Annotated in this window: 13 protein-coding genes; 11 read left to right on the plus strand and 2 right to left on the minus strand. The window is 33.3% G+C overall.

Going from position 1 to position 12335, the window contains the following annotated elements:
• Positions 1 to 4: 4 nt before the first annotated feature.
• Positions 5 to 3079 carry a SusC/RagA family TonB-linked outer membrane protein gene (locus tag Q0997_RS13770; RefSeq protein WP_299889838.1) on the minus strand — a complete coding sequence of 1025 codons (3075 nt, stop codon included), beginning with the start codon at positions 3077 to 3079 and terminating at the stop codon, positions 5 to 7.
• Between the two features lie 123 nt (positions 3080 to 3202).
• On the minus strand, positions 3203 to 4897 hold the full coding sequence (locus Q0997_RS13775; protein WP_299889841.1) for a hypothetical protein: 1695 nt from the start codon (positions 4895 to 4897) through the stop codon (positions 3203 to 3205).
• A gap of 180 nt (positions 4898 to 5077) precedes the next feature.
• Here Q0997_RS13775 and rpsL point away from each other — a divergent pair, with 180 nt between their 5' ends.
• From rpsL to rpsC, 11 genes are all read left to right on the plus strand, one after another.
• The gene (rpsL, locus tag Q0997_RS13780) at positions 5078 to 5452 is read left to right on the plus strand and encodes a 30S ribosomal protein S12 (RefSeq protein ID WP_044399731.1); all 375 of its coding nucleotides are present in this window, start codon (positions 5078 to 5080) and stop codon (positions 5450 to 5452) included.
• A 25-nt stretch (positions 5453 to 5477) separates the two neighbouring features.
• On the plus strand, positions 5478 to 5954 hold the full coding sequence (gene rpsG, locus Q0997_RS13785; RefSeq protein WP_299889845.1) for a 30S ribosomal protein S7: 477 nt from the start codon (positions 5478 to 5480) through the stop codon (positions 5952 to 5954).
• A 6-nt stretch (positions 5955 to 5960) separates the two neighbouring features.
• Positions 5961 to 8087: an elongation factor G gene (fusA, locus tag Q0997_RS13790; RefSeq protein ID WP_299889846.1), complete on the plus strand. Its 2127-nt coding sequence runs from the start codon at positions 5961 to 5963 to the stop codon at positions 8085 to 8087.
• A gap of 11 nt (positions 8088 to 8098) precedes the next feature.
• Positions 8099 to 8404 (plus strand): 30S ribosomal protein S10, encoded by a 306-nt coding sequence (rpsJ, locus tag Q0997_RS13795; protein WP_007650482.1) that lies wholly within the window; start codon positions 8099 to 8101, stop codon positions 8402 to 8404.
• 122 nt (positions 8405 to 8526) lie between these two features.
• Complete coding sequence (gene rplC / locus Q0997_RS13800; protein ID WP_299889848.1) at positions 8527 to 9144, plus strand: 50S ribosomal protein L3; 618 nt, start codon at positions 8527 to 8529, stop codon at positions 9142 to 9144.
• Positions 9144 to 9773, plus strand: a complete 630-nt coding sequence (rplD, locus tag Q0997_RS13805; protein WP_299889849.1) for a 50S ribosomal protein L4 — start codon at positions 9144 to 9146, stop codon at positions 9771 to 9773. The genes rplC and rplD overlap by 1 nt, the downstream gene beginning before the upstream one ends.
• A 7-nt stretch (positions 9774 to 9780) precedes the next feature.
• Complete coding sequence (gene rplW / locus Q0997_RS13810; protein WP_299889851.1) at positions 9781 to 10071, plus strand: 50S ribosomal protein L23; 291 nt, start codon at positions 9781 to 9783, stop codon at positions 10069 to 10071.
• Between the two features lie 10 nt (positions 10072 to 10081).
• Positions 10082 to 10906 carry a 50S ribosomal protein L2 gene (gene rplB, locus Q0997_RS13815; protein ID WP_299889853.1) on the plus strand — a complete coding sequence of 275 codons (825 nt, stop codon included), beginning with the start codon at positions 10082 to 10084 and terminating at the stop codon, positions 10904 to 10906.
• Between the two features lie 3 nt (positions 10907 to 10909).
• Complete coding sequence (gene rpsS, locus Q0997_RS13820; RefSeq protein ID WP_013869040.1) at positions 10910 to 11188, plus strand: 30S ribosomal protein S19; 279 nt, start codon at positions 10910 to 10912, stop codon at positions 11186 to 11188.
• 5 nt (positions 11189 to 11193) lie between these two features.
• Positions 11194 to 11601 (plus strand): 50S ribosomal protein L22, encoded by a 408-nt coding sequence (gene rplV / locus Q0997_RS13825; protein ID WP_299889855.1) that lies wholly within the window; start codon positions 11194 to 11196, stop codon positions 11599 to 11601.
• 7 nt (positions 11602 to 11608) lie between these two features.
• Positions 11609 to 12331, plus strand: a complete 723-nt coding sequence (gene rpsC / locus Q0997_RS13830; RefSeq protein ID WP_013869038.1) for a 30S ribosomal protein S3 — start codon at positions 11609 to 11611, stop codon at positions 12329 to 12331.
• Positions 12332 to 12335 lie beyond the last annotated feature (4 nt).

Genomic DNA, 12335 nt, shown 5'->3' on the forward strand with positions numbered 1-12335 from the left:
TTTATTAAAAAGTTACGTTTAAACTAAGTGAATACGTTCTTGATGGTGGTGTTTGGCTATAGTTACCTAAACCTGTACCAACTTCAGGATCATTATATCCTCTGTTTTCTCTTGGTAAAAAAGTATATAAATTTCTTCCAGAAAGTCCAAGTCTTAAACTTTCTATAGGAGTATTTTTAAGATATTTGCTATTTAAATCATAATTTAAAGAGACCTCTCTAATTTTAAGAGCTGTTGCATCCAATACAAAGTTTTCATCAAAACTTTCATAGTTATCTTGTATATAAGATTGGAAAGCAGCAGGAGTAGACCCACCAGTTAAAACACTGTTATTAGTTACGCCTGTACCTTGTACAGTAGAATTTGGGAAAAGGAATGCTTTTCTTCCGTTTTGAGCAGATTCTATAGTACCACCAACTTGATTTAAGTTATTAGCTACATTTGAATAGAAACTATGTCCTGTTCTGTAATCTAAAACAGCATTAAACGTTAAATTCTTATATCTAATTCCTGTTTTGAAATTTAAAATATAGTCAGGAGTTACCTTTCCTAATGTTTGTAAATCTGAACTTTGTATAGGGTTTCCGTTAGCATCTAGAACAACTCTACCTTGGTCATCTCTAGTGTAGCCGGTTCCTCTAATAAGTGGATACTCTTCACCTTCTATAGCAAATACACCAACAGTACCTACTTGACCTCCAGCTCCGTTTTGATAAAATCTAGTTAAAATTTGTGTAGAATTATCAGTTACTTTGTTTACGATAGTTTTATATGTAGAGTAGCCTATAGCTGCATTCCATTCTATATCTTTCGTTTTTATAGGTGTAAATCCTAAATCTAATTCAAAAGCCTTAGTTTCTGTTTCTCCAACATTAAGTGTAGCATTAGTTAATCCAGAAGAAGAAGAAGCTGTAGTCGTTAATATTTGATCTGAGTTTGTTTGAAAACTATAAGCTATATCAAGATTTACACGAGGAATGTTATTCAATTTTAATAAGTCTAGATTGGCATTAAATTCAAGTGTGTTAACAAATTCATTAACAATATTAAAGTCTGTACCAGAAGTTGAATTGACGAATGAGTTTAAGTTTCCATACGGGAAACCTGGAGCTTGAGTTGCTAAATTATTAATGTCGTATGGACTTAAAGCATTTGCATTACCTGTTTTTATAAATGATGCAGAAATCTTTGCTTTATGTAAAATATCATTTTTTATACCTGGAAAAGCTTTAGTAGGTATAAAAGAAATACCAGCACTTGGATAGAAAAAAGATTGGTTAGCTTTGCTTAGTGCACTATCCCAGTCATTTCTTGCTGTAAGATTAACAAATACGAAATCTTTGTATCCAAATTGAGCATCTGCATAAGCACCTATAAATCTCCTTTCAGAAAAATTTTGAGTTGTTCTTGGTGTTCCAGTAATATTATCAATACTAAAAAGACCGTCTATAACTAAATTATTTCCTCCAAAACTAACAAGATCAGTTTTAATTTGAGTTGAGTTTAATCCACCATGCGCTAATAAAGAAATATTCTCTGTTAAATCATAATCAAAAGTTGCAATTAAATCTGTGTATAACGTTCTTTCTGTATTTTTTAATTTGTCAAAAGAAGAAGCTATACCTTGAGGTGTACCTAATATACTTATATCTGTTCCGTCTTCATTTGTGCTATCTAAACGGTCAAAATCTTCAAGATTTACAGAACTTCTTAAAAGAATGTTTATGTTATCGTTATAGAAATATTGTAATTCACCTTGAAGCTCAAAAGTATTAACTTTTGCTAATCTACGGTCATTTTCTACTAACCAATATGGATTGTCGGCATATAATGTCCAGTGGTCTATTATATTACCAGAATCAAAATCTTGAACTCTTACATTGGTAGGAGTTTGATTTAAATTTCTATATAAACCAGTCGCTGATCTATCCGTTTTTTCATCAATATATCTAGCAATAGCACTAACTCTAAATTTGCCGCTTCGTTTACCAGTATTAACACTAAAGTAGTTTTTAGTATACTTATCATTAGGTACTAAACCAGATGTTTCTCTTCTGTTTAAAGAAAGGTTAATGTAACCATCTTCATTACCAGAAGCAAAACTTAAAGAATTAAGAAAAGTTGTACCAGTATTAAAGAAAGGTTTAATGTTGTCTTCAATATGCTCATAAGGAGCAAATCTCCAATCTGTAGCTCCTGGAAACGGTATACCAACTACTTGAGAAGAACCGTCAAATTCAGGTCCCCAAGCACCTTGATCAGTCCAATCTAAGTCACCTTCCCATCCTTGTCCAAAACGATCTTGTCTTTGTGGTAAATATGCTATTTCTTCAACAGTAGCAGTTGAATTAAAGTTGATACTGAATTTAGAATCATCTTTAGTTCCTTTTTTTGTTGTAACAATTATAACACCATTAGAACCTCTTACTCCATATAAAGCTGCTCCACTGGCACCTTTCATCACATTAATATTATCTATAGTATTTGGATCTATAGTATTTAGAATCCCTGTGCTAGATATTACATTATCAATTACAATTAAAGCTTCATTACCTCCAGATATCGAACCTAAACCTCTTAAAACAATATCAGTATTAGGGTTTACACCTGTTGAAGTTGTATTAATCTGAAGACCAGACACCTTACCAGAAAGTGATTGAACAACGTCATTAGTTTGAGCATTAGTTAATTCTTCAGCTTTTACAACTTGACTAGAAGATGTTAACTCATCTGCTTTTCTTTTAATACCTAATGCTGTTATTACTACTTCATCTAAAGCAGAAACATCAGGTTCCATAGTGAAGCTAATATTGTTATCGCTTCCTACAGTTACTTCTTTATCAAAATACCCAATAAAAGTATATATTAATACATCACCAGTATTGGCCTCAATGCTGTAATTACCATCAAAATCTGTTTGAGTACCATTGTTTGTCCCTTTCATAATGATATTCACTCCAGCCATAGGTAGACCATCCTGATCTATAATAGTACCAGATATTGTTTTTTCTTGCGCAAAAGAGAATTGCACAACAAACGCTAGAAATAGCGTTAAAATTCCACTAAACTTTGTTTTCATGTTTGTTTTTTTGTTTGAATTAGTCAGAAGTAAAATTCCTAATTAATTATTAAAAAAACAACGTTTTAGTTAAATTTATTAATATCTACATGTTGGTATTTGATTTAAACTGAATTTTGAAGACTAAAATATAGCGGTTAAACTTAAATGAATTTTTGAATTTGAAAATTTAAATTGTTGACTTTCTGTTTTTCCATTTGCGTAGTTAAACCTTAGTAGGCCTGCTTTTGTTAGAATTCCAAAACCTAAGCCAAACCCGTATAGATTTTCTTTTATTTCATCAATTTCATTATTTAAATTTGCAAAATCAATTATGGTATGAGCATAAATATTATTGCTTAATTTATATCTATACTCAGTATTTAAAGCAATCAATTTTGTAGCTAAAAGACTACTTTCTTGAAATCCACGGATTGAATTAATTCCTCCAAATCTAAAAAGTTCATTTTTTAAATGGTTTTCAGAAATTAAAAAAGCGCCGTAAGTCCTAATAAATATACTATTCCTATCATTTAAATAGAGAATATGATGAGCGTTTAAAGTGAGTTTTGTTTGCTCTTCTTTAATGTTGTTTAAATTTCTTGATCCAAAACCTGCTTCTATAGATATTAGTGTGTTGAGTTGAAAAAGAGTATTGTAATTTTTTCTATTTTCATAGTCATAACGAATAGTGTAGAAATTGGATTTATAATCATCTAGAGAATTTATGTTTATATTGTTTAATAGATTGTTAGATTCAATGGACTCTATTCCTAGAAAAAATGTGTTTTTTGAATTTAGTAAATAAAATAATTTTGCTTTTTGATTTGTTGTAGAGAAGCTACTATCTTGTTTGAGTATGTTTAATTCCAATTCGGTTCCAATTGGAGTGCCTAATATATAGGGGAGATTTAGTTTGGCTTCGAAATTTTTTTGTTCTGTTTCATTACTCTTATATAAAAGTTTTAGTGACTCACCATAGTTAAAATTGTTTATTAGATTTAAATCTAAATACCCGTTAAAGTCTAGTTTGTTAGTTTCTTCATCTGTGCTAAAACCTAAAAAGCCATCAAAAGTATTACTGTTAGATTTTTCAATATATAAATATAATTGAGTAGAGTCTTTAGTAAATAAAATTTCGGGCGCTTTAATTTGATTTGCAAAACGTAAATTATCTAATGTATTAATCTTCTTTTTTATAGTTTCGATACTAAAAGTTTCTGAAGGTTTGATTTTTAAATAATGTTTTAAATACGATTTAGGAAACTTGTCATAGCCTTTTAATATAATTTTATCTAAACCTCTTTTAGATTCTCCTTCAATTATTATAAGGTTTGCAGTTAGTGTTTTGTTATCTTTTGGTTTTATTTCTGAAAGTCTAATTTTTGAAAAAGGAAAACCTTGATTAGCAATTTTACTATTAATAAAAGAAAGTACTCGTTCAGTTTCAGTAAAAGGAATGTTGAAAAAGTCGTCAAAACTTTCATTGGATACTATATCTATGATCTGTTTATTAACTTTTTTGTTGTCGTAATATATATTAATAGTTTCATATTTGTTATTTAGTTGAAGATTAAAAACAAAAGAACTGTCATTTGTTTTTTTTGATGAAATTATAGAGCTTTCAATATATCCCGTTTTAATTATGTTTTTATGTAGCGAATCAACTTCAGAAGAAATAGAACTATAATCTATATGATTTTTTTTATAGTTATAGTTATTAATAATTATAGTTTCTTTATCGTTCGCCCCGGTAACCTTAAGGTTTAAATTTTGGGCGATTAATTCCGTAGAAAAAAAAGAAAGGCATAATAAGTATAAAATAATTTGTTTTTGCAAGTTATGGATAGATTAAATATTGTGTAAAACTAACGGAAAAACTACTCATATAATATAGTCTGAAAAGGAAATTTAAAAAAGTATTGAAAATTAATCTTTTACGATTTGAAATTCAAAAATTAATTTCTACCTTTGCAGCCCTCTTAGAAGAGGTAAAATAAATTTATATATAATAGATATATGCCAACAATTTCACAATTAGTACGAAAAGGAAGAGCCAAAATAACCAAGAAGAGTAAATCGGCTGCTTTAAATTCGTGTCCTCAAAGAAGAGGAGTGTGCACGCGTGTATACACAACGACACCAAAAAAACCTAACTCAGCAATGCGTAAAGTAGCGCGTGTTAGATTAACAAATGGTAACGAAGTGAACGCTTACATTCCTGGAGAAGGTCACAATTTACAAGAGCACTCGATAGTATTGGTTAGAGGTGGAAGGGTAAAAGATTTGCCAGGAGTTAGATATCACATTGTTCGTGGAGCTTTAGATACCGCAGGTGTCGAGGGAAGAACGCAACGTAGATCTAAGTATGGAGCAAAACGCCCTAAAAAGTAATTTTTAAAAACTTTAAGAAGAAGACATGAGAAAAAGAGCAGCGAAAAAAAGACCGCTTTTACCAGATCCACGTTTTAATGATCAGTTAGTAACTCGTTTTGTTAACATGATGATGTGGGATGGAAAGAAGTCAGTAGCTTTTAAGGTATTTTACGATGCAATAGATATCGTAGAGTCGAAAAAAACAGATGAAGAAAAAACAGCATTAGAGGTTTGGAAAGATGCCTTGTCTAACGTTATGCCTCACGTAGAAGTGCGTAGTCGTAGAGTTGGTGGAGCAACATTTCAAATTCCTAACCCAATACGTGCAGACCGTAAGGTTTCTACAGCTATGAAATGGTTGATTAGTTTTTCAAGAAAGAGAAATGAAAAGTCTATGGCGCAACGTTTAGCTTCTGAGATTTTAGCGGCAGCTAAAGAAGAAGGAGCAGCGGTTAAGAAAAGAGTTGATACTCATAAAATGGCTGAAGCAAATAAAGCATTCTCTCACTTTAGATTTTAATTAGAAATGGCAAGAGATTTAAAATTCACAAGAAATATTGGAATCGCGGCTCATATTGATGCTGGTAAAACAACAACAACAGAGCGTGTTCTTTATTATACAGGGGTTTCACATAAGATTGGAGAAGTGCATGATGGTGCTGCTACAATGGACTGGATGGAGCAAGAGCAAGAACGTGGTATTACTATTACGTCTGCGGCTACAACATGTGAGTGGAAGTTCCCAATTGAAAACGGAGAACCTACACCAGAAACAAAAGGATATCATTTTAATATCATAGATACTCCAGGTCACGTAGATTTTACTGTAGAGGTAAATAGATCTTTACGTGTATTAGATGGTTTAGTATTTTTATTTAGTGCAGTTGATGGTGTTGAGCCACAATCTGAAACTAACTGGAGATTAGCAGATAACTATAAAGTGCCAAGAATTGGTTTTGTTAACAAAATGGACCGTCAAGGGTCAGACTTTTTAGGTGTTTGTCAACAAGTAAAAGACATGTTGAAATCTAACGCGGTGCCAATCGTTTTAAACATTGGTGATGAAGAAGATTTTAAAGGTGTTATTGATTTAGTGAAAAATCGTGCTATAGTATGGCATGATGCGACTCAAGGAGCAACTTTCGATGTTATCGAAATTCCTGAGGATATGAAAGAAGAAGCTCGTAAGTACCGTGCGCTTTTAATTGAAGAAGTAGCAAGTTATGATGAGAATCTTTTAGAGAAATTTATGGAAGATGAAGAGTCTATTACAGAGGAAGAAGTGCATGCTGCACTTAGGGCTGCTGTAATGGATATGGCAATTATTCCTATGATTTGTGGTTCTGCATTCAAAAACAAAGGTGTACAATTTTTATTAGATGCTGTATGTCGTTACTTACCTTCTCCAATAGATAAGGAAGGTATTGTTGGTATGAACCCAGATACAGAACAAGAAGAAATTCGTAAACCAGATGTAAAGGAGCCTTTCGCGGCTTTAGCATTTAAAATTGCTACCGATCCTTTTGTAGGGCGTTTAGCATTTTTTAGAGCGTATTCTGGACGTTTAGATGCGGGGTCTTATGTGTTAAATAATCGTTCTGGTAAGAAAGAGCGTATTTCACGTATCTACCAAATGCATGCTAACAAGCAAAATGCAATTGAGTATATAGAAGCTGGAGATATTGGAGCTGCTGTTGGATTTAAATCTATAAAAACAGGAGATACACTTTCAGCAGAAAAACATCCTATAGTTTTAGAGTCTATGGATTTTCCAGATCCAGTAATTGGTATCGCAGTAGAGCCAAAAACTAAAGCAGATGTAGATAAATTAGGTATTGGTTTGGCTAAACTAGCTGAAGAAGATCCAACATTTACAGTGCGTTCAGACGAAGCTTCAGGGCAAACTATTATATCAGGAATGGGTGAGCTTCACTTAGATGTAATTGTAGATCGTTTAAAACGTGAGTTTAAAGTTGAAGTGAATCAAGGGCAGCCTCAGGTTGAATATAAAGAAGCTATAACAGCTTCTGCAGACCATAGAGAAGTTTATAAAAAACAATCTGGTGGTCGTGGTAAATTCGCAGATATTGTATTTACTATTGAGCCTGCAGATGAAGGACAAGTTGGACTTCAGTTTGAATCTGTAATTAAAGGTGGTAATGTTCCTAAAGAGTTTATTCCTTCAATTGAAAAAGGGTTTAAGCAAGCAATGATAAATGGGCCATTAGCAGGTTTCGAAGTAGATGCTATGAAAATTACTTTAAAAGATGGTTCTTATCACGATGTGGATTCGGATCAATTATCTTTCGAATTAGCAGCTAAATTAGGTTTTAAAAACGTTGCCAAAGCAGCTAAAGCTGTAATAATGGAGCCTATTATGAAGCTAGAAGTTATTACTCCAGAAGAGAATATGGGTGATATAGTAGGTGATTTAAATAGAAGAAGAGGTCAGGTAAGTGACATGGGAGATAGAGCTGGTGCAAAAACTGTAAAAGCAACTGTGCCATTATCTGAAATGTTCGGTTATGTTACAACATTAAGAACATTGTCTTCTGGTAGAGCAACTTCAACAATGGAATTTTCACACTATGCGGAAACTCCTTCTAATATATCTGAAGAAGTAATTAAAGCAGCTAAAGGTATAGAAGCTTAAAACTAAAGAAAATGAGTCAAAAAATTAGAATAAAATTAAAGTCTTACGATCACAATTTAGTTGACAAGTCTGCTGATAAGATTGTAAAAACAGTAAAGAGTACTGGTGCTGTAGTAACTGGGCCAATTCCATTACCAACACACAAGAAAATTTTCACTGTATTACGTTCACCACACGTAAACAAGAAGTCTAGAGAACAATTTCAATTAAGCTCTTATAAGAGATTATTAGATATTTACTCTTCATCTTCTAAAACAATTGATGCTTTAATGAAACTTGAATTGCCAAGTGGAGTAGAAGTAGAAATTAAAGTTTAAGTAGAACTAACATGTCCTAAGCTGCGAGCGAAGGAAAAACGGTAAAAATACAATTCAAGGCTGAAACGTATTTTCAGCCTTGAATGTTTTTAATAAATAATAACAATAAATAAATAATAATTATGTCTGGGTTAATTGGAAAGAAAATCGGTATGACCAGCATCTTCGATGAGAATGGAAAAAACATTCCATGTACAGTAATCGAAGCTGGACCATGTATCGTTACCCAAGTCAGAACTGAAGAAGTTGACGGCTATGAAGCTATTCAACTTGGTTTCGATGACGCGACAGAAAAAAGTGCTACAAAAGCTGATTTAGGTCATGCTAAAAAAGCAGGTACTTCTGTTAAACGCAAAGTTGTTGAGTTTCAAGGTTTTGATGAGGAGTACAAGTTAGGTGATGCTATCACTGTAGAACACTTCACAGAAGGTGAATTTGTTGATGTTTCAGGAACATCAAAAGGTAAAGGATTTCAAGGTGTTGTAAAGCGTCATGGTTTTGGTGGTGTAGGTCAAGCTACTCACGGTCAACATAACCGTTTAAGAGCACCAGGATCTATTGGAGCTGCATCATACCCTGCTCGTGTTTTCAAAGGAATGAAAATGGCAGGAAGAATGGGTGGAGACACTATAAAAGTTCAAAATTTAAGAGTTTTAAAAGTAGTTACTGAAAAGAATCTACTTGTGGTTAAAGGATGTGTTCCTGGTCATAAAAACGCTTATGTAACGATTAGAAAATAATGAAAGTAGCAGTTTTAGATATAAACGGAAAAGAAACAGGTAGAAAGGCAGACCTTTCTAGCGATGTTTTTGCTATTGAGCCTAATAATCATGCAGTGTATTTGGATGTTAAACAATATTTAGCAAACCAAAGACAAGGTACTCATAAAGCTAAAGAAAGAGCTGAAATTACCGGATCTACACGTAAGATTAAGAAGCAAAAAGGAACTGGTACAGCGAGAGCAGGTTCTATTAAGTCTGGTGTTTTTAAAGGTGGAGGTCGTATGTTCGGTCCTAGACCAAGAAACTACAGTTTCAAACTTAATAAGAACTTAAAAAGATTAGCTCGTAAATCAGCTTTCAGTATTAAGGCAAGTGAGAAGGCAATTGTTGTTTTAGAAGACTTCAATTTCGACTCTCCAAAGACTAAAAATTTCACTAATATTTTGAAAGCTTTAGACTTACAAAACAAAAAATCTCTCTTCGTGTTGGGTGCGTCAAATAATAATGTATATTTGTCGTCACGCAATTTAAAAGGGTCTGAAGTTGTAACTAGCTCAGAATTAAGTACTTATAAGATTTTAAATGCAAATCAAGTAGTGCTTTTAGAAGGTTCTTTAGAAGGAATTGTAACGAATTTAAGTAAATAAGAAACAGATGAATATCTTAATTAAACCTATAATCACAGAAAAAGCGACTGCAAACAGTGAGTTAAACAACTGCTTCAGTTTCTTCGTGAACACAAAGGCGAACAAGGTAGAAATTAAAAAAGCAGTGGAAGCTGCTTATGGAGTTTCTGTTGAAAAAGTTCGTACTATAAATGTCCGTCCAGATAGAAGTACTAAGTATACAAAAACTGGTATTCAACATGGTAAAACAAATGCAATGAAAAAAGCAATTGTACAACTGGCGGAAGGTGAGATAATTGATTTATACACTAACATGTAATTAAAGACAAATGTCAGTAAGAAAATTAAAACCAATCACACCAGGACAGCGATTTAGAGTTGTTAATGGATTTGACGCCATTACAACTGATAAGCCGGAGAAAAGTTTATTAGCTCCGAAAAAACGTTCAGGTGGTAGAAACAGTCAAGGTCGTATGACTATGCGCTACAAAGGTGGTGGTCATAAGAAAAGGTATCGTATTATCGATTTTAAAAGAGCTAAAGCAGGAATTCCTGCAGAAGTTGCTTCAATCCAATACGATCCTAACCGTACAGCGTTTATCGCTTTATTAAATTACCAAGATGGTGAGAAAACTTATATCATTGCTCAAAATGGTTTGCAAGTTGGACAAACTGTTGTTTCAGGTGAAAATGTAGCTCCAGAAATTGGAAATGCAATGCCTTTAGCGAACATTCCATTAGGAACAATCATTTCTTGTGTAGAATTACGTCCAGGACAAGGAGCAGTTATGGCTCGTAGTGCAGGTGCTTTTGCTCAATTAATGGCAAGAGATGGTAAATTCGCAACTATCAAATTACCGTCAGGTGAAACAAGATTAATCTTAGTTACTTGTATGGCTACAATTGGTGTAGTATCTAATTCAGATCACCAATTATTAGTGTCAGGTAAAGCAGGTAGATCAAGATGGTTAGGTAGAAGACCAAGAACAAGACCAGTAGTAATGAACCCGGTAGATCATCCAATGGGTGGTGGGGAAGGTAAATCTGCAGGTGGTCATCCACGTTCTAGAAACGGTATACCAGCTAAAGGATATAGAACACGTTCTAAAACTAAAGCGAGTAATAAATATATTATTGAACGTAGAAAAAAATAAGACATGGCAAGATCATTAAAAAAAGGACCTTACGTTCATTATAAATTAGAAAGAAAAGTGGCTGCTAATGTAGAAGCTAACAAAAAAACAGTTATCAAAACTTGGTCAAGAGCAAGTATGATTACTCCGGATTTTGTTGGACAAACTATTGCAGTTCACAATGGCCGTCAATTTGTTCCAGTATATGTTACTGAAAACATGGTAGGTCATAAATTAGGAGAATTTTCACCAACAAGATCATTTAGAGGTCATGCTGGAGCTAAAAATAAAGGTAAAAAGTAGTAGCTATGGGAAGTCGTAAAAAACAAATGGCAGACGCTATTAAGGAAGGTAAAAAGCAAGTTGCTTTTGCTAAGCTTAATAACTGTCCTACATCACCGAGAAAAATGCGTTTAGTAGCCGATTTAGTAAGAGGTGAACGCGTAGAAAAAGCACTTAACATTTTAAAGTTTTCTCAAAAAGAAGCTTCTAATCGTTTAGAGACATTGTTGGTTTCTGCAATTGCAAACTGGCAAGCTAAAAATGAAGATGCATCTATTGAAGAGGCTGAACTTTTTGTTAAAGAGATTAGAGTTGACGGAGGATCTATGTTAAAAAGATTACGTCCAGCACCTCAAGGTCGTGCACACAGAATAAGAAAACGTTCTAACCACGTAACAATCGTAGTTGGAGCTAACAATAATACACAAAGCTAAGATAGATATGGGACAAAAGACAAATCCAATCGGGAATCGCTTAGGAATTATCAGAGGATGGGAATCTAACTGGTACGGAGGAAACGATTATGGTGATAAACTTGCCGAAGACGATAAGATTAGAAAATACGTTCACGCGCGTTTATCTAAAGCTAGTGTAAGTAGAGTAATCATCGAGAGAACTTTAAAACTTGTAACCGTTACTATTACAACTGCAAGACCAGGTATCATTATTGGTAAAGGTGGGCAGGAAGTAGACAAGTTAAAAGAAGAGCTTAAGAAAATTACTGGTAAAGAAGTTCAGATTAACATCTTTGAGATTAAAAGACCTGAACTTGATGCATTCTTAGTAGGAACAAGTATCGCTCGTCAAATTGAAAATAGAATTTCATATAGACGTGCAATTAAGATGGCTATTGCTGCTACTATGCGTATGAACGCTGAAGGAATTAAAATCCAAATTAGTGGTCGTTTAAATGGTGCTGAAATGGCACGTTCTGAACACTACAAAGAAGGACGTATTCCTTTATCAACTTTTAGAGCCGATATTGACTATGCTTTAGTTGAGGCACATACTACTTATGGTAGATTAGGTGTTAAAGTATGGATCATGAAAGGTGAAGTATATGGTAAAAGAGAACTTTCTCCTCTTGTTGGATTATCTAAGAAGCAAGGAAAAGGTGGACGTGGTGGTAGAGATAATAAGAACCAATCTCGTCGTAGAAAGTAATTTT

This window comes from uncultured Lacinutrix sp. (assembly GCF_947500325.1).
Lineage (GTDB): Bacteria > Bacteroidota > Bacteroidia > Flavobacteriales > Flavobacteriaceae > Lacinutrix.